A 24,217-nucleotide genomic window follows, 5' to 3' on the forward strand; every position below is an offset into this window, starting at 1 on the left:
GTCAAAGTTTGAAACTTTGACAAAGCTTAAGCACAACCCAACTTTACGGAGCTGCTTACGGAGATTTCTCCTTCGTCGAAATGACAAAACTGGCGTAAAAATTAAAAACTTCAACAAACGCGGCAAATTAAATTAGTGTAATTCGTGAAATTCGTGGCAAAAAAAACTTAATTCCGTATCTTTGAAATCTATTACTAAACCAAAAAATGACAACACCTTTTCAAAAAGCAAGCGAATGGATTGATGCCGAAAATGCTCAGGATCCAAACATTGAAACCGACCAAAACAAAGAATTTCCCAAAGAATTATTGTACTCAAACAGAATGTACGAAAGACTGATGCAGTTTGAACCCAATGCTTCAGAAGAAATTCAGATCGCTTCAAAAGCACAACACATCTGCCGATGGAAAGTGGCCCGTGAATCCTACCCTATGGATCGCGTTGGTTATTTGAAATGGAGAGAAGAATTAAAAAAATTCCACGCGAAAACTACGGCCGAAATTCTGGCAAAAGCAGGTTATAACCAAGATTTTATCGATCGTGTTTCTTTTTTAATTGAAAAAAAATTACTTAAAAAAGACCACGAAACACAGTTGTTAGAAGATGTAATCTGCCTGGTATTTTTAGAATATTATTTAGAACCTTTCGTTCATAAACATGATGATGAAAAGTTAAAAAACATCATTAAAAAAACCTGGGATAAAATGTCTGAAAAAGGGCATCAGGAAGCCTTAAAAATTAATTATTCTGAGGAAAATTTAAATTTAATAAAAGCTTCTTTAGGATTGTAAACTGATTATATGAAGAAAAGCAATCAGGAAACTGCAGATAAAATAACATTCAAGAATTTACGCCGTCTGTATTTTTTTGCACTTCTTACTATTGCCTTAACTATAATTGTCAGCCAGATATTAGTTCAATACAATCTGAACCAGCAGTTAAGCGATTCTAAAATCATTAATTTTTCAGGAAAACAAAGAATGCTGAGTCAGAAAATCGTAAAAGAAGTCCTGATCCTGCATTATGTGTCTGATACTGCTTCTGCAAAGCAAATTTTACATTTAGAAAACGTTTTGTCACTTTGGAAAAAAAACCAAAATGCACTTGAAAACGGAAGTGACTCCTTAGCATTTCCAAAAGAAAAAAGCGAAACACTAAACGGATTATATCTTGAAATAAATCCGATTTTTAATAAAATTGCCCAGACAACAGATTCATTTTTATTGAATTTAAAGCAGAAAAAACAAAAGGCCGAAAATCAAAAATTAGTTCAGGTCATTCTTCAAAATGAAGGCACTTTTCTATCAAAAATGAATCAGATTGTAACGCAATATGATCTTGAAGCGCACGAAAAAGTAACAGAACAGCGCAAAATAGAATACTGGATTTTTGGTTTTACACTTCTGGTTCTTCTGTTAGAATTTTTCTTTATTTTCAAACCCACAAACAAGAAAATCGAACGATTAATTGCCAGCCTTTTATCGTCAGAAAAAAAGGCTTTAAAACTGGCATACGATACTGAAATCCTCAGCGAAATCAAGGAGAATTCGGTTAAAGAACTAAAATCACTCAATTATGCAATGGAAAACACTTTACTCTATTGCCGCATTGCGCCTGATGGTTCTATTATTCATATTGGTGAAAAATTTGCCAAACTTCTTAATTATACCAAATTCTCATCTAACAAAAAATTCTCTGAAGTCTTAACTATTGATGAAAAAGAGCAAACGAATTTTGACCGTTTAATATTCGAAAAACAACGAAGCGGATGGCAGGGTGAAATTAAAATTGTAACCAAAGAGGAAACAGAGATCTGGCTGGATTTATCTATGGTTCCGGTCATGATAAAAAAAGATGAACTGGAACTTTTAATTGTTTGTTTTAATATCACCGAACGTAAAAAAGCACAACGCGAAGTCGAACGTTTAAATCTGGAAAATACAACCGAAAAAATTAATCAGCAAAAGATTATTTCGAGTAAAATTGTTGAAAATCAAGAAAATGAACAAAATCGGATTGCCAAAGAAATTCACGATGGAATTGGTCAAATGCTTACAGGTTTAAAGTTTAGTTTAGAAAGCATCAATTTGAATGACCGGGAAAAATCAGAACAAAAAATAGAATATTTAAAGAAGCTTTCTTTAGATATTATAAAGGGCGTTCGTACAGCAACTTTCAATTTAATGCCGCCAGAATTAAGTGATCACGGAATCGTTTCTTCTTTGGCAAAACTAACGCAGGAACTTTCGAAGTTAACCGGAAAAGAAATACTTTTTTACAACAAAACCAACTTCGACCAGCGTTTAGATTCCTTAATCGAAATCAACATTTATCGTCTTACCCAGGAAGCTATCAACAACGCCATAAAGTATGCCGAATCTACGCATATTATTGTTCAGCTTTCGCATAGTGAAACTCTGCTAAGCATTATTATTGATGATAACGGGAAAGGTTTTGACATTCATTCTGTAGACAAAAAACGAAACAGCGAATCCGGAATGGGGTTACTTTTCATGAAAGAAAGAATTCAATACATTAACGGCCGCGTTTTCATAAATTCAGTTCCGGGCGAAGGAACGAGAATCACATTTAATATTCCGATACTGAAGTAAAATTTCATTTTTTTTAAATTCCAATTTTTAAATTCCAAATTCCAATACTTTGGGACTAGAACTTTGACAAAGTTGAATAACCGCAAAAATAAAACAAATCAATTGCTTCCAGCTTTAGCTGGAGTTAACAAACAAGTTTTTAAAAGACTTTAGCCAAACACGCACATTTGACTAAAGCCTTTTACTTCATCTACAAAACCTCCGGCTAAAGCCGGAGGCAATTGAAAAGCAAACTTGTCAAAGTTTAAAACTTCGACAAAGTTGTACAATCGCTAAAGTACATTATTGTCAGGCTGAGCGAAGTCGAAGCCCTTGCAAAGTAAATTCTTAAAAATTAATCTTTGAATAGAGCTTCTATGCGCGGGCTTCGACTTCACTCGGCCTGACAAAAAATGACAATAAAAATTAAAATCTACCAAAAGATTTTAATGATTTTCTAATCTTAGAATTTGGAATTTAAAAAATTGAGATTTAATACGTATATTAGCATCTTCTTTATAGATGAATATACGTAAAAAATCGCACTAAAAATTAAGTAAACTATGAGTAATATCATTCGGGTAGTATTGGCAGATGATCATGTTTTTGTGAGAGATGGAATTAAATCTTTACTGGAAAACGAAGCAAACATCGAGGTTGTAGGCGAAGCAATTGATGGTGCAGATGCACTTGATGTTGTTGCGGCAGCTAAACCAGATTTACTTATAGCAGATATCCGTATGCCTAATTTAACCGGCATAGAATTAGTAGAAAAACTTAGAAGCGAAAATAACAATATAAAAATTATTATGCTTTCGATGCATGAATCAGAAGAATATGTATTGAAATCAATTAAGGCCGGAGCGGATGGTTATTTACTGAAAGGTTCCAGCAAAGAAGAATTTTTAAAAGCACTCCATAATGTTGCTGCAGGTGGTAAATATTTTAGCGGTGACATTTCTTCAATATTAATAAGTCAATTGACGAATCCTTCGAATTCATTGGAGCCCAGACAAAATTTAGGCGACGAAATGATGATTACCAAAAGGGAAAAAGAAATCCTTACTCTTTTATTATCCGGTAAAGGAAACAAAGAAATCGCCGAAGCACTTGAAATCAGTAAACGAACTGCAGAAGTACATCGTTTTAACCTGATGAAAAAGCTGAAAGTAAAAAATTTAATGGAACTTTCTAATAAAGCTGCGGAGTATTCGTTAATTTAAAATTAAGTATAAATACTTAATTATTTTAATAAAACTGCGTTTTCGCATCTTTTAACTAAGTTATAGTACTTATTTTTACATAAAAATATAAGTGCTATGAAAAATACAAACTCATTATCGCAATCACACAAAATTTTATTTTTAAACACTGTGGCCTTTACGGTGTGTTTTGCCTGCTGGACATTAAATGGGGTTTTAGTCACCTTTTTAGTCGATAACGGAATTTTCCACTGGAACGTGATTCAGGTTGGATGGCTTCTTGGCATTCCAATCTTAACAGGATCAATAATGCGTCTGCCAATCGGAATTCTAACAGACAAATTTGGCGGCAAATATGTCTTTTCACTATTATTACTCCTGAGTTCTGTTCCTTTGTTCCTTCTTCCCTATGCTGACAGTTTTTTAATGTTTGCCATACTTAGTTTTTTCTTTGGAATGGTAGGAACCAGTTTTGCGGTTGGAATAGGTTATACTTCAATCTGGTACCCAAAAGAATGGCAGGGCCGCGCACTCGGAATCTTCGGAATGGGAAATGCGGGTGCAGCAATTACAACTTTTCTGGCACCATCACTACTAAATCATTTTTCAGCTGACGATCCGCAAAACGGGTGGAAAATACTGCCTGTTATGTATGCCGTTTCTTTAGTTGTAATTGGTATTGCCTTTTTGATTTTCACTCAAAATAAAAAACCGGAAAATAATACCAAAACTGTTTCGCAAATGCTTGTACCTTTAAAATCAGCACGGGTTTGGCGTTTTGGAGCTTATTATTTTTTAGTATTTGGATGCTTTGTTGCTTACTCACAATGGCTTTTACCAAACTTTATGAACGTTTACCAAACCAGTCTGGTTATGGGCGGATTGTTTGCTACAATGTTCAGCCTGCCATCTGGCGTAATCAGGGCTTTTGGGGGTTATTTATCGGATAAATTTGGCGCACGAAAAGTAATGTACTGGGTTTTGGGTTCTTCGGTAATTTTAAGTGCTTTATTGTCAATTCCAAAAATGGAAATTACAACAACCGGCCCAGGCGTTCTGGCAACAAAAAAAGGAACAATTACTGCTGTTACAAACAACAAAATTAAAATGGGCAAAACAGATTTTACTGTTGCACAGAAAAAAGAAAACACAGCCGAAAACGCTATTTTTCCAACAAAAACTTCATGGCAGCAAGTCGTTGTGGAGCAAAATCAAACTGTAAAGAAAAAAGAACTTTTAGCAAAAGGAATTACTGTTATTAAATTTGATGCCAATATGTGGGTATTTTTAATCTTAGTTATCCTGATTGGAATTTCATGGGGAATTGGAAAAGCAGCCGTTTATAAACATATTCCCGAATATTTTCCAAATGAAGTTGGTGTTGTCGGCGGAATGGTCGGAATGATTGGCGGTCTTGGCGGTTTCTTTGGGCCGATAATTTTCGGATATTTATTAACCGCAACCGGAATCTGGTCCAGCTCCTGGATTTTTATTTTAATTTTTTCGACAGCTTGTTTAATCTGGATGCATTATACAATTACACAAGTAGCTAAGAAAAAACAACTTAGCCTAAATAAAATAAAACTAGAAGCTGCATATTAAAATTATATTAAAAAAAAATTAGAAACATGATTAAACAATAGTAAAAGACGGCTTTTTCTTATAAATTTGACCTCCGAAAAATACATAATACTTTATGAAAAAACTTAAACTGATTTTAATACTTATCGTAGGATTAAGTTTCAAAATCCATTCACAGGAATTAGATGTAAATCTGCAGCTTAGACCACGTTTTGAATACCGAAATGGTTACAAAACACTTTTACCGGAAGGCCAAAAAGGCACATCGCAGGTCTCTCAGCGTTCCCGTTTAAATTTCAATTATAAACAAGAAGATTTAATCGTAAAACTGACTCTTCAAAATACCAGAACATGGGGAGATGTAGTGCCGGCAGCAGCAGCTGATAAAAATGGAGTTGCTGTTTTTGAAGCCTGGGCACAATATAATTTTACCGAAAAATGGAGCGCAAGAATGGGACGTCAGGTACTTTCTTATGATAATCAGCGTATTTTAGGAGAACAGGACTGGGGTCAGCAGGCGCAAAGCCACGATGCGTTTACAGTGTCCTATCAAACTGAAAAACAGAAATTAGATTTTGGAGGTGCGTATAATTCTACTGCAGAAAATGTTTTTCAGACGCCTTATACCGTTGCGAGTTATAAAGCTTTGCAATATGCATGGTATCACAATCAATTGAGCAGTGATTTAGGTTTAAGTTTTTTAGCACTCAATACGGGTTACGAATATGCGAACGCCGATGCAAAATTATTGGTGGATTACAAACAGACTTTTGGAACTTATTTAACGTACAAAACGAGCAAAATAGACAGTAATTTTTGGGTATACGGCCAAACCGGAAAAAGCACAGATTTACAAGTAAGTGCCTGGAATGCCGCTGCCAACTTTGGTTACCAAATAACAGAATCTTTTAAGGCCGGTTTAGGATACGAATTTCTTTCGGGAAAAGATACAAATGACGGAAGTTCTGTTATTAAATCATTCAATCCAATTTTTGGAACTAACCACGGTTTTAATGGTTATATGGATTATTTTTATGTTGGAAATCACTTAAATAATGTTGGTCTTCAGGATGCTTTTCTAAAACTAAATTATAATATAAACAAATGGCAGTTTACTTTAAGTCCGCATGTGTTTTTATCAGCAGCAGATGTTGTTACACCTCTAAATGAAAAATTAGATTCTTATTTCGGTACTGAGATTGATGCTTCTTTTGGTTATAATTTCAAAAAAGACATTACAGTTACAGGAGGTTACTCTCAAATGTTTGGTTCTAAAACGCTGGAATTTAGTAAAAATGGAGATGCCGGCCACACTAACAATTGGGCCTGGTTGATGATTTCTGTAAATCCTCGAATTTTCAGCTGGAAAAAATAATTTTTCTTCAAAATTATCTTCTATATTTTACCCTTTTCCTATTTCGGAGAAAGGGTATTTTTTTTTATTCAAGAAAGTATTGTTATTTGTTTTAATTATTTATATTTGAAGCGATTACGAACCCCAAATTCTATCCCCAAATGAAACAATTTTTAAAACTGTCAATGTTAACTTTCATTGCCACCCAAACTGGTATTGCCCAAAAATACAATGATGCTTTAATTTCTAAAAACTCAGAAATTAATTTTGCCAAAACTCAGAAAAGAGGAATCAAAAAAAACAACATTATTTATTATGTTGAAAACGATTTACAAACAATTTCAGCTTACAAAAGAAGTAAATTGAAATGGCAGACAAACGTTATTTCTGTGTGCGGAAAACCAAAATTAGGAAGTCCTGAAATAAGATATGTAGGTTATAATTCAGATAAACTCCTTATTGTTATGGGAAAACATAATTTTGCAGAAATTGACATTAACAGTGGTGAAACAAAATTCGTTGGTTAAGATTTAAAAAGTAAAGAAATAATTCTTTCTAAAATATATTTTCATTTACCCTTTTTCAGATTTGAAAAAGGGTATTTTTTTGTTCATTTTTAAAATATATCCAATGTTTAATTATTAGTATATTTGAATTCTATCTCAAATTTTGCCAGCCTTATTATTCTTAAAAAGCAATAATTAATTTAGCCTTCTGAAAAATGAAAATCATAGCCTGGAATTGCAACATGGCTTTCAGAAAAAAAGCCGAATTTATTCTGGCCCATCATCCTGATATTGCCGTAATTTCTGAGTGTGAGAATCCCGAAAAACTCAAATTTTCTGCCGATACAAAACTTCCAAACGATATTATTTGGTATGGCACAAACCAACATAAGGGACTTGGCGTGTTTTCTTACAGCGATTATCGGTTTCAGCTGCTCGATTGCCACAATCCGAATTTTAAAAATATTCTGCCAATAGCAGTTACAGACGGAAAATTTGATTTTATCTTATTTGCAATCTGGGCCAATAATCCTGAAGATAAAGACGGACAATATGTAACTCAGGTCTGGAAAGCCATTCATTACTACGAAGATATTATTAAAGAAACCAAAACCATTTTAATTGGAGATTTTAACAGCAATACCATTTGGGACAAACCCCGAAGGGAAGGAAATCATACAACGGTTGTAAATAAATTGGCAGACAAAAATATTTTCAGCACTTATCATAAATATTTCAACCAGATTCAGGGTAAAGAAGAGCATCCAACTTTATATCTTTACAGACACGAAAACAAACCGTATCATCTGGATTACTGTTTTGTTTCAAATGATTTTATGGAAGTTCTGGAAAGTGTTCAGCTTGGAACTTATCAGGACTGGACAGCGCTCAGCGATCATAAACCGTTAATAATTAAATTTAATATATAAACTATGAACAACTGGACTCAGCGGTGGGATGACCGCTACAAAAATGAAGAATTTGTGTACGGCGAAGAACCAAACAATTACTTTAAGGAACAAATCGAAAAACTAAATCCCGGCACTATTCTTTTTCCTGCCGAAGGCGAAGGACGAAATGCTGTTTTTGCTGCAAAATTAGGCTGGAAAGCAGCTGCTTTTGATATTAGTGAAGAAGGAAAAAACAAAGCCATTCAGCTTGCAGAAAACAACAATGTTTCTATTGATTATCAGGTTGGTGAACTGGAAACTTTAGATTTTCATGAAAATCAATTTGATGCTATTGCTTTGATTTATGCTCATTTTCCGGCAGAAATTAAATCACAAATTCACAAACAGCTTGATACATTATTAAGCAAAAATGGGATTATTATTTTTGAAGCATTCAGCAAAAAGCATTTAGAATATCTTGCTATAAATGATAAAGTTGGCGGACCAAAAGATATTGAATCTCTATTTTCTATTGAAGAAATAAAAGCCGATTTCCCAAATTATGAAATCATCGAACTGGAAGAAAAAGAAATAGAACTTAATGAAGGTTTATTCCATAACGGAACTGGTTCTGTAATTCGATTTATTGGCAGAAAAAAATAAATTATACGACGTAGAGACGCACTGCGGTGCGTCTCCACAAAAAAATACGTATTATTACTTGAATACATTAAACTGTCAAATATTTATGCTCCATAATTTCAGAGCGTAATCCTGAAACATTTAAAATCCCAATACGTTTTCCAACTGTTTTAATCAGCGTTTCTTTCTTAAGACTTGAAATAATACGAATCGCCTGTTCTTCTGTAGTTCCGGCAAAATCAGCGATTTCCTTTCGGGAAAGTTCAATATCAACTACCCCATTGACCTGTCCAAACTTACGATGAATATAAAGCAGTAAATCAATCACACGTTCGCGAACATTCATGTGAGCAATTTTACGAATGTTATTTTCGCTTTTGTTTAATTCATCGGCATAAAACAGCATTAAAGCATATGTAAATTCGGGAACATGTTTTAAAATTTCCAGCATCGTTTCATTGCTGAAATTACATAAAACTGTATCTTCCAGAGCATAAGCGCCAATCAGGTATTTTTTACTGGTCCCAAATCCGCGAAAGCCCACAATATCTCCGCTTTTTGTCAAACGCACAATTTGTTCACGGCCGTTAATTCCTGTTTTTACTGTTTTAACTTTCCCGCTGCAAATAAAATAAAGTCCTTGCAGCGGCGCCCCTTCTGTAATAAACTGATCCGATTTCTTGCAGACTACGTTTTGTTTCTTCTCAACATAAGCCGCCATCTGCTCTATATGCAGGTGTTTCCTGATAAAGCAATTTTCATTAGCACAAGAATAACAAAGGGTTTGTTCTTCTTTCATGACTCCTGATTTTTATCGGATTAAAAACTAATTTGTTGTTTCTCATTTGTTTCAATCAAAAGTAGAAAAATAAATTTAAAAAATAAGTATTTATACGTAAAAATACTTATTTTTGTGTACGTGATTTATTTCCAACCAACAGATTCAAAAATTAGTATCTAAAAAAGAACTGTAATGCAAAATACCAAAATCAAAACTACTTGCTCTTACTGCGGCGTTGGGTGCGGCATAATTGTCACCAACGACGCTAAAAATGGCGTTATGGTAGAAGGCGACAAAGATCATCCGGTTAATAAAGGAATGTTATGTTCTAAGGGTATGAATCTGCATTACGTAGTCAACGATACTTCTGACAGGATTTTATATCCTGAAATGCGCGGTAGTAAATCCTATCCGCTGGAGCGTGTAAGCTGGGATACAGCACTCGACCGCGCTGCAGCTGTTTTTTCTTCCATTATAAAAAAACACGGTCCGGACAGTGTTGGTTTTTATATTTCGGGACAATGTTTAACCGAGGAATATTATCTGGTAAATAAACTGGTTAAAGGATTTTTGAAAACCAATAATATCGATACCAATTCCAGACTTTGCATGAGTTCTGCTGTTGTGGGTTATAAAAAAACTTTTGGAGAAGATTCTGTCCCAATTGCTTATGATGATATTGAACTGGCAGATACGCTTTTAATTACAGGCGCAAATCCGGCCTGGTGTCATCCAATTTTATTTAGACGGATCGAAAAACACAAAGAGAAAAATCCAAAAACAAAAATAATCGTAATAGATCCAAGGCGAACAGATACGGCAGCTTTCGCCGATTTGCATTTGCAGATTATTCCCGGATCTGACATTATATTATACCATGCAATCGCCAAACGTATTATCGAAAAAGGTTACGCAGATCATGATTTCGTTAAAAATAACACTGAGAATTTTAAACAATACAAAGATTTGGTTTTGGGGACTTCGCTTGAAAAAGCTTCAAAACTCTGCGGAATTTCCGTAAACGATATAAAACTCGCTGCCGATACTATCGGAAAAGCAAAAGGTTTTATTTCGTTTTGGGCAATGGGTTTAAATCAAAGTGCTGTAGGCGTCGATAAAAATACTGCACTGCTTAATTTGTCTTTATTAACCGGACAAATTGGGAAACCGGGTTCCGGGCCTTTTTCTTTGACCGGACAGCCCAATGCAATGGGCGGACGAGAAGTGGGCGGAATGGCAACACTTTTGGCCGCTCACAAAGATATCGCCAATCCGGAACATCGTAAAGAAGTTGCTGACTTTTGGGGCGTTGATGAAATTTCAGATAAACCGGGTCTCACAGCAACTGAAATGTTTGATGCTTTAGAATCAGGAAAAATGAAAGCCGTTTGGATTATCTGCACCAATCCGCTTGTCAGTTTACCGGATTCCAGAAGAATTGAAAAAGCGCTTCAAAATGCAAAATTTGTTGTCGTTCAGGATATTTCGCATAATGCTGATACGACAAAATTTGCCGATTTGCTTTTACCAGCTGCGGGATGGTTAGAAAAAGAAGGCACAATGACCAATTCTGAACGCCGCATTTCCTATCTTCCAAAAGGAATTAATCCGCCGGGAGAAGCACTTCCTGATATTGAAATTTTAATTCGCTTTGCAAAAAAAATGAATTTTCACGGTTTCAATTTCAACAGTGCCGAAGAAATCTATAAAGAACATTGTGCACTTACCAAAAATACAAACATTGATATTTCATTCTTAAATTACCATCGTTTAAAAACCGAAGGTACTTTTCAATGGCCGGTTCCGGATTACGGACATCCGGGCACTCCCCGCCTGTTTACTGATAAAAAATTCTATACGCCTTCGCAAAAAGCCATTTTTAATTTACCATTGGCGATTGAAAATACATCCGAACAGCCAACACCTCAATTTCCTTTTATTTTAACAACAGGAAGAGTTCGCGATCAATGGCATACAATGACTAAAACGGGAAAAGTATCCCGATTAATGACGCATACTCCGAGTCCGGTTTTAGAAATTAATCCAATTGATGCTTTTAAAAATGATATTAAAAACGGCGATATCGTAATTGTTGCAAGCAAAAATGGTGAAGTCAGAGTAAAAGCAAAAGTTACAGATTCTATAAAGGAAAAAGTAGTTTTCCTGCCGATGCATTGGGGAAAACAATTGGAAAATGATTTAAACCGAACCAATAATTTAACAAATACAGTTGTAGATCCGGTTTCTAAAGAACCTGATTTTAAATTTACAACCGTTTCGATTTCAAAATACGTAAAACCATTTCAGAAAATTGCGATTGTAGGTGCCGGAGCGGCATCTTTCCGATTTATTCAAAATTATCGGGAACTCAATACAACCGATGAAATTATCGTTTTTTCAAATGAAATAAATCCGTTTTACAATCGTGTTTTACTGCCGGAATATATGACGGGAGAGTTTACCTGGGAACAGCTTTTAAAAGTCAAAGACGGCGAAACTTTGAATAAGCTTAACATTACCATGAAAGCCGGAACTGCCATTGATAAAATAGATACTGGCCAAAAAACGATTAAGGACAGTTTTGGCGAAATCCATTCTTTTGATTCGTTGATTTTAGCCACCGGAAGCCGTCCTTTTGTTCCGGAAAATGCGCAGCTTCATCTTCCCGGCCGCTTTACCGTACGGCGTAAAGAAGATGCAGATCGTTTAAAAAAACATCTAGACAGTACCAATCTTCCTCCGGAAGAACAGCATGTTGTGATTATTGGAGGCGGTTTATTAGGATTGGAACTGGCGGCGGCTTTAAAACATAAAAAAGTTAAAACAACTATAATTCAAAGAGCTTCACGTTTAATGGAACGTCAGCTGGATCGAATTTCAAGTAAATTATTGGCCGAAGAAGTACAGCTTCGCGATATTCAAATTTATTTTGATAATGAAGTCAGCACTGTTTTTGAAACTGATAATCCGCATGAAATTGAAATTGCGCTGAAAAGCGGCAGAATCATTACCGCAAACGCAATTGTATATACGATTGGAACAATTCCGAATATTGAAATTGCCAGAGAAAGCGGTCTTGCCTGCGGACGCGGCGTGAAAGTAAATCAGTATTTACAAACTTCAAATCCGGATATTTTTGCTATTGGCGAAATTGCCGAATTTAATAATAAATTATTCGGAATCACTTCTGCAGCCGAAGAACAGGCAGCTATTTTAGCCAGTTATTTAGCGGGCGATATCAGCAGTTTTTATAAAGGTTCTGTTTTAATGAACATTCTAAAACTGGAAGATATTAACCTTTGCAGTATTGGCGATTTGACCATTCCGGAAAACGACGACTCATTTGAAGAAATTGTTTTTGCTGATCTTAAAAAACGTTATTATAAAAAATGTATCGTAAAAGATGATCTTTTGGTTGGTGCAATTTTAATGGGCGACAAAAATGAGTTTGCCGAATTTAAAACGATGATCGAAAGTAAAATCGAATTATCAGACAAGCGAAATACACTTTTAAGAGGAAGTTCAAATGCAAAACCTGTTTTAGGCAAATTAGTTTGTTCCTGTAGTCAGGTTGGAGCCGGAAACATCGAAGAGACGATAAAAAGCGGTATAAACGATTTTACCGAATTATGTAAAAATACCGGAGCCGGTTTAGGCTGCGGAAGCTGTAAAACAGAGGTTAAAGAGATATTGGCGAAATGGAAATAGTATTCAGTTTTCAGTCGCAGTTTTCAGTGCAAAACTGAGACTGAATACTGAGACTGAAAACTGAGACTGAAAAACTGAGACTGAATACTGAGACTGAAAACTGAAAACTAAAAAAAATGGAGCTAACAAGATTAATAGTAAAAGGAGGCGTGATTTCGCCGGGAGAATTGAAAGAAGTTGTTAATATGGCTGCAGATCAGGGTTTGGATTCTATTTCTTTTGGTTCCAGACAGGATATTATTTTTCCAAAAGGTTTTAAATCTCCACACAACGCTGTTTTGGGTAAACATCATTTTGTTTATCCCGAACAAAAAAGCGGTAATAATATTGTTTCCTCGTATGTTTCAACAGATATATTCAGGAATACTAACTGGCTTACCGGAAATAAATTCCTTTATATATTAGAACTTTTTAAAGAACAGCCAAAGCTAAAAGTCAACATAAATGATCCTCAACAACAATTGGTTCCCTTATTTACAGGACACTTAAACTTTATCGCTTCAGATCATGAAGATTATTGGTATTTGTACATTCGGCTGCCAAAATGGGAACGTATGGAAGTATATCCTGTTTTAATTTACAGCTGGGATATTGCCAAATTTTATTACGAAATTGAACGCATTACTACTGAAGAATCTATCGGGATTGATTTAATTTTTAATCTTGTCAGCGAAGCTTTAGACACGAATAACAAAACGATGGACAAACCTTTAAATATTCCGTTTTATCCTTTTCCATATTATGAAGGAATGAACAGAATGGGAATCGATCAATATTGGCTTGGCTTGTATTGGCGGAATAACTTGTATGATCTGGATTTTTTGAGAGAAATGTGCGATTTGTGTTTTGATTGTAAAATTGGGAAAATATGTATTACGCCCTGGAAATCTTTCATTATTAAAGGAATTCCAAAAGACAGAAAACTCGATTGGGAAAAATTTCTGGGTAAACGAGGAATAAACGTTCGCCATTCTTTATTAGAACTCAACTGGCATTTACCTGTTGCCGTGGAATGGGCTTTAAACCTTAAAACTTTTTTAGTCCGCACGCTGGATCAATTTGATATTAGTACGTACGGTTTAACATTTGGTATCTCCGAGTACAATCGTGACGGGCATTATTTTACTTCGATTGTAATCGAAAAAAACGAACTTCCAAAAGATCTCGAATCCATTAAAATTCGTGACACATACAATGTATTGTTTGCAAAGAATTTTGACCCTAATACACGAGAATATATTGTGCATTCGCAGGACATTGACAAACTGGAGCTTCCAACAATTTTAATTGAACTGAGCCGTAAATACTTTGATGAACTTGGTAATACATCGACAGATACTACAGGAAATCAACAGAAAAAAGAAAAACCTCAATTGGATGTTTATCAATGTCAGGAATGCCTGAGCCTTTATAAATCTGAGTATGGAGATGAAAGTCAGGGAATTCCAAAAGGTATCTTATTTACAGATTTAGGAGAAGATTACTGCTGTTCTTTATGCGAAGCTCCGAAAAGTAATTTCAGAATTCTGGAAATCGCAGAAAATTAATTCCCTGAAAATAATTTTCAAAAGAAATAAAACCAGACAACACCTGTATTTTCACATTTTAGTATTTATACAGCAATTTCCTCTGTTTTTTCATGTAGAATTGTTAAGAGATTTTGATTTTTATTTGAGGCAGAAAAGGCAAAAGTTTTAATTTCAGCAAGTTAAGTCAAAATTTCAGCTAAAAACTTAACATTGAGAGACTTGTTTTATAATTATCTTTACTTAACCGTAAATTAACAATTTAGTTACATTGTTAATCATAATCCTCATCTAAAAGAACATTTATATGGAAAACAAGACCGAAGAAACCACTCCGGAGAAAATTGACTCTCCAAAACCTGAAGCTGCCCAGCCTGTTGCAGAACCAGTAAAAACAGAAAATCCACCTGCTCAAAAAACGCCTGTTCGTAAAGCTCCGGCCAAACCAGCTGCAGCCACTCCGGTAAAAACTGAGACAACAAAAGCTCCTGCAGCTACCGTAACAAAAGCAGCAGCAGCAGCAGCAACAAAAGCACCTGCCAAAGCTGTTGTAAAACCAGCCGCGGTGACAACTCCAAAACCGGCAGTTAGAAAAGCACCTGCAAAAAAAGTACTGACTCCTGCTGCAAAATCAGAGGAAAAAACGGTTACTACAGCTGCAAATGAAGCAAACAAAAATACAAATGAAGTAGTTGCAACTGAACAAACTGCTAAAAACAAATCGGATAAAAAAGCGAAAAAAGTGAAAGACAAAGAAAAAGATAAAGCGAAAAAGAAATTAGCCAAGAAAAAAGATAAAGCTAAAAAAGACAAACAGAAAGAAAAAGCTAAAAAAGCTAAATTAAAAGCTGCTGCTAAGAAAAAAGAAAAAGCTAAAAAAGCCAAAGACAAAGCAAAAGCTAAAAAAATTGCAAAAAAGAAAGCTAAGTCTCAAAAGAAAGCAAAAGCTAAAAAGAAAAAATAATATTAGAAAAGGTTTGACTTTGAGAGTTAAGCCTTTTTGTTTTTACAGTTTTTTATAATAAACTATAAATTACCCTCCAATCGCAATCATACTGCGATTATCAAAATGAAGTGCAGGATCGTTAATTTCTGTGAAAGTTTCCATTCCAGAGCGGACTTTCTTTTTGCTCTGAATAGATCCTGAAATCAGATTCGTAATGGATTCACCATTTCTAAATGGCGTTAAAAGATCGGTTTCCGAGTTGGAAAAAAGACAGTTTTTTATCTTTCCGTCTGCCGTTAAACGAATTCGGTTACAGCTGTCGCAAAACGGATTTGTTATTGAACTTATAATTCCGAAATCACCCTGAAAACCTTTTATTTTGTAAGTTCTGGCTGTGAAGTTTTTTTCATCTTCGAGTTTTAAAATTTCTGAAGCTGAAAAAGTATCTTCCACTAAAGATAAAATCTCATTTTGCGAAACCATTTTGCTTCTGTCCCATTCATTTCCCGCAAAGGGCATAAATTCAATAAATCGTATTGAAACGGGAAGAAACTGCGTTAACTGAACAAAATCTACAATTTCATTTTCGTTAAAACCTTTCATCAAAACCACATTTATTTTTACCTGAAAATTGTTATTCAGAAGCAAATGCAGATTATCAATTACCTTTTCAAACTGATTTCGAAGCGTTACAGAATGAAATTTCGAAGCAATCAAAGTATCTAAACTTAAATTGATCTTTCTGACTTTAAACTGCTTTAAAACTTCTAAATGACGATCAATTAAAATTCCGTTAGTAGTTATGGAAATTGCAATCTCTAAAGAAGATAATTTTGAAATTATCTCCGGAAAATCTTTCCTTAAGAGCGGTTCACCACCTGTTAATCTAATCTTGTCAACACCATTTTGTACGAAAGTCTGAGCAATACCAAAAATCTCGTCAGCAGTCATTAAACTGGCCTTAGGAGAAAGCGTAATTCCGTCAGCCGGCATACAGTATGTGCAGCGCAGGTTGCATTTTTCCAGCAGTGAAATACGCAGGTAATTGTGTCTGCGCCCAAAATCATCCGTCAAAATTGTGTTAGAGGCTGTCATGGTTTTTTCCTTTTAAAATATGAAAGACATGCATTACATGCGGAAAAACAGCATCCATCGATTCCCTTACTCCGTTTGTTGAACCTGGAAGTGCCAGAACCAGGCTTTTACCCAAAGTTCCGGCCACACTTCTGGATAACATGGCATACGGCATTCTTTGTTGTCCGTAATTGCGAATTGCTTCTTCGATTCCCGGAATTCGGCTTTCTAAAATGGGCGACAAGGCTTCTGGTGTAACATCTCGTGGTGATAATCCCGTACCTCCGGTAAAAATTACCAGTTGATGTTCTTTAGCAAACGCTTTTGTTTTTTCCTGAATAATATCCAGTTCATCCGGAATAATTTCATAATGTGCTGTTTCTACTCCGTAAAACTCTAATTTTTCTACAATTGTTTTTCCTGAACGATCTTCCTTATCGCCTGCAAAAATTGAATCAGAACAAACAAACACAGCCGCCTTTATCGCGTTTGGAAATTTATTCTTAAAAGAAGATTTTCCGCCTTCTTTATTAATTAATTTGATGGTCGAAATTTCTATTTCCTTATCAATCGGTTTCAGCATATCGTACATGGTCAGTGCTACAATCGATGCGCCGTGCATAGCTTCAACCTCAACTCCGGTTTTGTAAACGGTTTTTACATTAAAGATAATCCTTATCTCCAATTCTTCAATTTTATAATCCACCGAAGTAAATTCAATTGGAATTGGATGACAATCCGGAATGGATAAATGCGTGTTTTTTACCGCAAATAATCCAGCGGTTTTTGCCATTTCAAACACATTTCCTTTCGGGACCAAATTATTTACCACAGCATCAATTGTTTCCTGCCTGCTGACCTTTACAATAGCGGTTGCGGTGGCTTTTCTTAATGTGCTTATTTTATGCGTAATATCTACCATTAACTATTTTGTTTCCAGGTGAAAGTATCATTTTCAAACATTTCTTTACCAAAAATCGGAACATCGGTTTTGATCCAGTTTACAATGGCTTCCGTTGCTTCATAAACTTGTTTGCGGCGTGTTGCCGAAACAAAAACAAATAAACAGATTTCGCCTGCTTTTACAATGCCCAGACTGTGGTAAATGTGCATACAGGTTAAATCAAACTTAGCAAAAGCTTTTTCCCGGATAGTATATAAAGCTTCATTGGCCATATCTTTATATGCTGAATAATCAATCGCTACGACTGTATTATCGTGAATCACATCCGCTCGAACCTGTCCTAAAAAAATATTATGTGCCCCAATCGTATGTTTTGACTGATGTTTAGCAATCGATTCGGCTATAAATTCAGGAGAAATTGGTCCTTCTACAAATACATTTTTACTCATTTTTCTATGTTTTTTTTGCTGTTTTTTGCCACAGATTAAAAGGATTAGATGGATTTTTTTCTTTTTCTTTTGTCAGGCTGAGCGAAGTCGAAGCCCACGTCCAATTGGGGCGCCCTTCGACTCCGCTCAGGGTGACATCTAAATTATAATCATTTTAATCTGTGAATCCCGATAGCCATCGGGAGTAGCTATATTTTTTCTTCTTTTAATAACTGCTTCATCGCCAAAATACCGCCGGCAATACTTTTTACATTTTTAAATTGATGTTGTTGAAGCAGTTCTGCTGCTATTTTACTTCTTATTCCGGATTGGCAGAAAATATAAATAATTTTGTTTTCATCCAGTTTTTCAATTTCATTTTCTAAATGCATTAACGGAATCTGAATTTGATTTTTTAAACTGATTTTAGGCAGTTCGTCTATATTTCTAACGTCTAAAAACAAAACCCCATCGTTGTTTATTTCTTCTAAAACCGATTCAAATTTCACTTCTTCAGCTTCCCATTTATTATATTTTTGTTCGAATGCTTCTCTGCTTAATAATTGAATATCGCTTTTTTCGAAATCATATTTTTGCTGCTCATTGTTCAGAATGTTATAAACCAATATTTTTCCGCTTAAAACTTCTCCTGTTCCGAGAATTATTTTCAGGACTTCATTGGCCTGAAACATTCCGATAATTCCAACCGAAATACCAATTACGCCGGCATCTTCACAATTTAATGCAGTATTATTTTGGTCCGGATATAAACATCTGTAAGTAGGTCCGTTTTGATAATTAAAAACCGAAACTTGTCCCTGAAATCTAAAAACAGACCCGTAAACCATTGGTTTATTAGTAAACAGACAAGCATCATTTATTAAATATTTAATCGAAATACTATCTGTAGCATCAACAATAATGTCGTATTTTTCAAAAAGGGAAATGGCATTTTTGCCTGATAATTTCTCTGAAACTGTATTTATTTTTATCAGCGGATTTAATTCTGAAATCATCAATTTTGCCTGTTCAACCTTCAATTTCCCAACAGCTGAACTTTTATAAATTACCTGTCGATGCAGATTTGAAATTTCTATTGCGTCATCATCTGCAATTCCAATTTCGCCCACTCCGGCCGCGGCCAAATAAGGCAGTACGGCAGCTCCCAAACCTCCTGCTCCAATTACCAAAACTTTAGAGTCTGCTAATTTTTGCTGGCCTTCCTCTCCTATTTCGGGCAGCATTATCTGGCGGTTATATCTTTGATTTTCATTCATATTTATAAATTATCCTCCGGCAAAAGGCGGTAATAATGCCACAATATCATTGGCCTGCAAAGTATAGTCTACTGTTTTTGGAACTATTTTTTGATTGACGGCTATACTAAATGTAAGGGATTCAAACTGGTATTTTTGGTTTAAACCATGCAGTAAATCCTGAAGTGATACTTCAGAAAAAGTAACTTTTTCGAATTCACATTTTGTTCGTTCAGCAACAGCGCCAAAATATTTAATCTCAATCATTTTTATAAATTTAAATTTTGAAAGATGAATTCATCATCAAAATGTTCCTGAAAATAGGAAATCCAATTGGATGTATTTCGTACTACTTCGCCGATTACAATAATTGCTGGCGATGAAATTTTACTTTCTGCAACCAATTTAGTAATTGTACTGATAGTTCCGGTTACCTTTTGCTCAGAATTTTTTGTTCCGTTCTGAATTATAGCAATTGGCAGATCATCTTTTCTGTTTTCTTTGTAAATAGAAATAATTTCGTCTAATTTATGCATCCCCATCAAAATTACAACGGTCGCAGCCGATTTTGAAGCCAGATGAACATCTTTTGACAATTCATGATTAGAAGTTGTTCCCGTAATTACCCAGAAACTTTCGGCAATTTTTCGTTGCGTCAGACTGATTCCTGCCGAAGCCGGAACGCCTAAAGCCGATGAAATACCCGGAACAACAGCGGTTTCGATACCAAACTTTTCTGCAAACTCGATTTCTTCACTTCCTCTCCCAAAAACAAACGGATCACCGCCTTTTAAGCGAACAACATGTCCGGAAGTTTTTGCCATCGAAACAATTAAATCATTAATCTGATCCTGTGTATAAGCGTGGCATCCAAGTCGTTTTCCAACAAAAACAATTTCAGCATTTGAGGCGTATTGTAGTAATTCTTCGTTGACCAAAGCATCATATAAAACGACATCGGCGCTTTTTAACGCTTTTATCGCTTTCATGGTAATGAGTTCAATGTCGCCCGGACCTGCACCTACAATCGTTAATTTTGGAGTTTTTAAGCTTTGCATCATCATTAACTTAAATTGATATTCAAATCGTTTAATTCGTCAGCTGAATTAATATTGGTCAAAGGAAAGTTTTCACTTTCTTCTATCCTGATAATCTGATGCGGGACTTTTGCTAGCAAATCCATCATTTTTAATTCATCAGCTTCAATTGCACTTTTTACAATGGGAAGAATTTTTTTTGAATAAATCCCAATCAGCGGATGAATCCTGCTTTCTGAAGCAAAAACTGTAATTCCGGCTTCATCTGTATGTTTTGATATTAATTCCGTTAATAATTCAGTAGAAATTAACGGAATATCACAGCTTAAAATCAAATTAAAATCTGTTTCAGTATGCGATAGAGCCGTGTATATTCCGCCTAAAGGACCTTTATCCAAAACTAAATCCGGTATTTTTTCATACTGCAGATAATCATATTCTTTTGATGTTGTAATCAATTTTATCTGATCTGTTATGGGCAAAATAGCCTGGATAATATGTTCTATAAATGGCTTTTCCTGAAACAGAACCAACCCCTTTTCTGATTCCATTCGGGAACTTTTTCCTCCGCAAAGAATAAATACTGTTGTTTTCATTGTTTTTTCGTTTCAGGTTTCAGGTTTCCAATCTTTGCATTCCAATGGTTGAAACCATTGGTTATGTCTAATATTTTGTTTTTAAATACAGCCCGAGGTTTCAACCTTGGGAACTCATCGTTGATTAATTCCGTTTTTCCAGAATCTTGTCGAAATGACAAACTATTTCAAATATCATCTCAATAAATAAAAATCAAATGATCTCAAGGAAAAATCAATTTGATGCTTGCCATCAGAATAACTGTTCCTAAAACCATTTTTAATGTTCTGTTGGAAAAATAGCCGCTGCCGTAAAATCCGCCCAGCATTCCTCCTACAACTGCAATTGGTATCAGATAGAAACTTTCCATCGGAATTGTTTTTCCTCCCAGGAAGAAACCTAGCATTCCGGCAAACGAATTCACGAAAATGAATAAACTGGAAATCGCCGCCGATTCTTTTACTGATGCCCATCCTAAGAACAATAAAATGGGACTTAGAATAATGCCGCCGCCAATTCCCAGCATTCCGGAGAGCAGCCCTATTGCAAAACCAATTGCTAAAGCTAAGGGCAGATTAATTTTTACTTCTTCTTTTTGTTTAAAATTAAATATCCCAAATAGTCTCAATGCTGCAAAAACTAAAACTATTCCTAAAATGATTTTATAAATCGTGCTTTCTAATGTAATAAATCCGCCGATAAAAGCTGCCGGTATCGATGCAATCGCAAAGGGATAAAAGAGCTTTGCTCTGAAATAATTTTTTCTGTAATAAAACAAAAACGAGATACTCGAAACAAACAAATTTAAAAGCAGTGCCGATGGCTTCATAACTGAAACCGGAAAAGCAAAAATGCTCATTAAAGCCAAATATCCTGAAGCTCCGCCGTGACCAACACTTGAATATAAAAACGCAATTATAATTAAGGCAAAACTGAATAGGATTATATTTTCGGAACTTAACAGGTTCATTTTTTCGTTTATTGTTATTGTTTTTTTATTTCAAATTTCAGGTTTGAGGCTTTCAATCTTCGTTCCCAATGGTTTAAACCATTGGTTATGTTTTGATATTCGTTCCTTTTTAAATGTAGCCAGAGGTTTCAATCTTAGGAAACGTTAGCTGATTAATTCACATTTATAAACTTTGCGTTTATTTGTTAATCGTTTAACCGGTATTATTTGCTGTGTGTTTTTACTAAATCTGAATTCTAAACCTAAAATTTTATTCAATTGGAAGTAAAACTACTTCCTGATCTTTTTTATATTCTTCTACATCATGCGGAACAATCAGTAAACAATTGGCAGCTGCAAATGTATTGAGCATTGCAGAACTCTGACTCTCTAAAATTGTTACGTTTGTTTCGTCATAAAGTGCTTTTAAAAACAATGTTTTTCCGATTTTGTTTTTGAAATCTGAATTCAGTTTCCGAACTAATTTTGGTTTATGAATTTCAGAAGATCCTACTCTGCTTTTAATCGCCGGCAGCACATAAATATAAAAATTTGTTAGTGATGAAGCCGGATTTCCTGGCAGAGCAAAAACCAAAGTTTCGTCTTTTGAACCAAAAAACATTGGTTTTCCCGGTTTTTGATTGATTTTATAAAAAAGTTCTTTCACTCCATTTTGCAGTAAAGCCTCTTTTACAAAGTCATAATCTCCAACGGAAATTCCGCCCGAAATTAAAACAACATCATACTTTTTTAAAATGTCTTTTAATATGTTTTTAGTAGCTTTGAGATTATCTTTAACCCGGTAAATTTTTGTTTTATGAATGCCGATAGTTTGAAGTGCTGCTTCAAGCATAACGGAGTTGCTTTCGAAAATCTTTCCTTTTTTTAGTTTTTTACCCGGCTCGGTTAATTCATTTCCGGTAACTAAAATAGCTACTTTAGGTTTATTATAAACGGTAATTTCTGTAATTCCCAAACTGGCTAAAAATCCAATTGCGGCAGGAGTTATTAAAGTATTGGCTTCAAATACCACCTCATCTTTAGTAATTTGTTCTCCTTTTGGGCGCACATTTGCCAGTTTTTCCGGCATTGCCGCAATAAGTATTGAATCTTTATTCGCCATTACATCTTCCTGCATTACAACTGTATCTGCATCATCCGGAACAAAAGCTCCGGTAAATATTCGTACTGCTTCAGTATTTTTTAGTTTTATATTTTCATGATCTCCAGCCTGAGAGGTTCCAACAATATCATATTGATGCCTTATGCTGTGTTTAAAGGCATAACCATCCATTGCAGACTGACGAAAAGGCGGCATATTAATTGGCGAAATAATTTTTTCTGCTAAGACATATCCTAATGCTTTACGAACCTTAATTTGCTTAACTGCCATTTTAGGGCTGTTTGCTTCAATTATTTCAATGGCTGTACTAACTTCTATCATTTTTTGGAAATAAACTAAGTATAAATACTTATTACAAATATAAGTATTTATTCAAAGGATGATTAATAAATTTTAATTTATTTTAATATCTATAAAATTACTGTAATTTATTCAAAATCAATTTTAAAAATGAAGCTAGTTTTTACTAAAATTTTTTATCAGAGAATTAAATTAAGCTTTATAAGCTTGTTTTCTTGCTTAAATTGATTTAAATCTATGGTTTAAAAGACAAAAAAATAAGTATAAATACTACAATTTTATTCTTTATTAAAAAAAATATTTAACATTTACAACTGCACAAAATAACACATAAAATACTAATTATCAGTTATTTAAAAATTAAAAATGTATTTTTAGTCCTCTAATCCTATACGAGATTTCAAAAAAAAGTAAACATTTTTTTGGTTTTTATTATATTAAAATTAACTTTGTCTATAGGATTAGTAGAGTTTATAAATGATATTTGAAACCAAAAAAACTATATTGTGAAAACAACCGAAAGCATATCGTATTACATTCTTCCTAAAAATGATACTTATAACAGTTGTTGTTATATGTGCTTCTGTTGTTAATTACCAACGCAATCCTTTCGTTATCAGATTGAATTCAAATCGAAACGAAATCTCAATTTCACCATCAAATTCCTTTTTACTGAAATAATACAATCATCTAATTGAGGCAGAACTGCAGCAAAAGGATTTTTGAACCTATCTATATTTTAAAAGAAAATAATTAACCAACTAAAAAAACTAAAATGAAAACAATGCAAAGCTGCTGCTGTAAATAAAAAAAGCCATTTCTGCGGCAACAGAAATGGCGAGG

General features: G+C 34.6%; 21 protein-coding genes. 11 read left to right on the forward strand and 10 right to left on the reverse strand.

The genetic code is table 11. From position 1 onward, the window contains the following. Window positions 1-206: 206 nt before the first annotated feature. The 8 genes from ASE21_RS01315 to ASE21_RS01350 all read left to right on the forward strand — a co-directional run bounded on the left by ASE21_RS01315 (window position 207) and on the right by ASE21_RS01350 (window position 8,787). Entirely contained in the window at window positions 207-791 is a 585-nt protein-coding gene (locus tag ASE21_RS01315) for a DUF4202 domain-containing protein (protein ID WP_057120753.1), read from the forward strand. Window positions 792-800: 9 nt separating this feature from the next. Continuing rightward, on the forward strand, window positions 801-2,612 hold the full coding sequence (locus tag ASE21_RS01320) for an ATP-binding protein (protein WP_057120754.1): 1,812 nt from the start codon (window positions 801-803) through the stop codon (window positions 2,610-2,612). Window positions 2,613-3,154: 542 nt separating this feature from the next. Further along, on the forward strand, window positions 3,155-3,814 hold the full coding sequence (locus ASE21_RS01325; protein WP_057120755.1) for a response regulator: 660 nt from the start codon (window positions 3,155-3,157) through the stop codon (window positions 3,812-3,814). A 96-nt stretch (window positions 3,815-3,910) separates the two neighbouring features. Beyond that, window positions 3,911-5,395: an MFS transporter gene (locus tag ASE21_RS01330; RefSeq protein ID WP_057120756.1), complete on the forward strand. Its 1,485-nt coding sequence runs from the start codon at window positions 3,911-3,913 to the stop codon at window positions 5,393-5,395. Between the two features lie 94 nt (window positions 5,396-5,489). Beyond that, the gene (locus ASE21_RS01335; protein WP_057120757.1) at window positions 5,490-6,749 is read left to right on the forward strand and encodes an alginate export family protein; all 1,260 of its coding nucleotides are present in this window, start codon (window positions 5,490-5,492) and stop codon (window positions 6,747-6,749) included. A gap of 140 nt (window positions 6,750-6,889) precedes the next feature. Beyond that, the gene (locus ASE21_RS01340; RefSeq protein ID WP_057120758.1) at window positions 6,890-7,255 is read left to right on the forward strand and encodes a hypothetical protein; all 366 of its coding nucleotides are present in this window, start codon (window positions 6,890-6,892) and stop codon (window positions 7,253-7,255) included. Window positions 7,256-7,449: 194 nt separating this feature from the next. Further along, entirely contained in the window at window positions 7,450-8,163 is a 714-nt protein-coding gene (locus tag ASE21_RS01345) for an endonuclease/exonuclease/phosphatase family protein (protein ID WP_057120759.1), read from the forward strand. A 3-nt stretch (window positions 8,164-8,166) separates the two neighbouring features. Then, on the forward strand, window positions 8,167-8,787 hold the full coding sequence (locus ASE21_RS01350; RefSeq protein WP_057120760.1) for a class I SAM-dependent methyltransferase: 621 nt from the start codon (window positions 8,167-8,169) through the stop codon (window positions 8,785-8,787). A gap of 67 nt (window positions 8,788-8,854) precedes the next feature. Here the strand turns inward: ASE21_RS01350 and ASE21_RS01355 are convergent, their stop codons facing one another. Beyond that, window positions 8,855-9,565, reverse strand: coding sequence for a Crp/Fnr family transcriptional regulator (locus ASE21_RS01355; RefSeq protein ID WP_057120761.1), 711 nt, complete (start codon window positions 9,563-9,565; stop codon window positions 8,855-8,857). 174 nt (window positions 9,566-9,739) lie between these two features. On the opposite strand from ASE21_RS01355, the gene ASE21_RS01360 reads away from it, so the two are divergent. From ASE21_RS01360 to ASE21_RS01370, 3 genes are all read left to right on the forward strand, one after another. Beyond that, a complete protein-coding gene (locus ASE21_RS01360) occupies window positions 9,740-13,255 on the forward strand; it encodes a nitrate reductase (protein ID WP_057120762.1) in 3,516 nt (1,171 codons plus the stop codon). Between the two features lie 116 nt (window positions 13,256-13,371). After that, window positions 13,372-14,802 carry a rubredoxin gene (locus ASE21_RS01365; RefSeq protein WP_057120763.1) on the forward strand — a complete coding sequence of 477 codons (1,431 nt, stop codon included), beginning with the start codon at window positions 13,372-13,374 and terminating at the stop codon, window positions 14,800-14,802. Between the two features lie 286 nt (window positions 14,803-15,088). Continuing rightward, entirely contained in the window at window positions 15,089-15,745 is a 657-nt protein-coding gene (locus ASE21_RS01370) for a hypothetical protein (protein ID WP_057120764.1), read from the forward strand. 69 nt (window positions 15,746-15,814) lie between these two features. Here the strand turns inward: ASE21_RS01370 and moaA are convergent, their stop codons facing one another. The 9 genes from moaA to glp all read right to left on the reverse strand — a co-directional run bounded on the left by moaA (window position 15,815) and on the right by glp (window position 23,395). Continuing rightward, complete coding sequence (gene moaA, locus ASE21_RS01375; RefSeq protein WP_057120765.1) at window positions 15,815-16,822, reverse strand: GTP 3',8-cyclase MoaA; 1,008 nt, start codon at window positions 16,820-16,822, stop codon at window positions 15,815-15,817. Next, the gene (gene moaCB / locus ASE21_RS01380) at window positions 16,809-17,723 is read right to left on the reverse strand and encodes a bifunctional molybdenum cofactor biosynthesis protein MoaC/MoaB (protein ID WP_057120766.1); all 915 of its coding nucleotides are present in this window, start codon (window positions 17,721-17,723) and stop codon (window positions 16,809-16,811) included. Before moaCB ends, moaA begins: the two co-directional genes overlap by 14 nt. Then, window positions 17,723-18,154 (reverse strand): molybdenum cofactor biosynthesis protein MoaE, encoded by a 432-nt coding sequence (locus ASE21_RS01385; protein ID WP_057120767.1) that lies wholly within the window; start codon window positions 18,152-18,154, stop codon window positions 17,723-17,725. The genes moaCB and ASE21_RS01385 overlap by 1 nt, the downstream gene beginning before the upstream one ends. A 188-nt stretch (window positions 18,155-18,342) precedes the next feature. Further along, window positions 18,343-19,410, reverse strand: a complete 1,068-nt coding sequence (gene moeB, locus ASE21_RS01390; RefSeq protein WP_057120768.1) for a HesA/MoeB/ThiF family protein — start codon at window positions 19,408-19,410, stop codon at window positions 18,343-18,345. A gap of 9 nt (window positions 19,411-19,419) precedes the next feature. Next, window positions 19,420-19,656 carry a MoaD/ThiS family protein gene (locus tag ASE21_RS01395; protein ID WP_057120769.1) on the reverse strand — a complete coding sequence of 79 codons (237 nt, stop codon included), beginning with the start codon at window positions 19,654-19,656 and terminating at the stop codon, window positions 19,420-19,422. 2 nt (window positions 19,657-19,658) lie between these two features. Next, window positions 19,659-20,447, reverse strand: coding sequence for a uroporphyrinogen-III C-methyltransferase (gene cobA / locus ASE21_RS01400; RefSeq protein WP_057121154.1), 789 nt, complete (start codon window positions 20,445-20,447; stop codon window positions 19,659-19,661). A gap of 5 nt (window positions 20,448-20,452) precedes the next feature. Continuing rightward, window positions 20,453-21,022, reverse strand: coding sequence for a molybdenum cofactor guanylyltransferase (locus ASE21_RS01405; RefSeq protein ID WP_057120770.1), 570 nt, complete (start codon window positions 21,020-21,022; stop codon window positions 20,453-20,455). A gap of 203 nt (window positions 21,023-21,225) precedes the next feature. Further along, window positions 21,226-21,972, reverse strand: coding sequence for a sulfite exporter TauE/SafE family protein (locus ASE21_RS01410; RefSeq protein WP_057120771.1), 747 nt, complete (start codon window positions 21,970-21,972; stop codon window positions 21,226-21,228). A 250-nt stretch (window positions 21,973-22,222) separates the two neighbouring features. After that, window positions 22,223-23,395, reverse strand: a complete 1,173-nt coding sequence (gene glp, locus ASE21_RS01415) for a gephyrin-like molybdotransferase Glp (protein ID WP_057120772.1) — start codon at window positions 23,393-23,395, stop codon at window positions 22,223-22,225. Window positions 23,396-24,217: the final 822 nt, after the last annotated feature.

Origin of the sequence: Flavobacterium sp. Root901 (assembly GCF_001429765.1) — a bacterium.
Taxonomy (GTDB): Bacteria; Bacteroidota; Bacteroidia; order Flavobacteriales; family Flavobacteriaceae; genus Flavobacterium.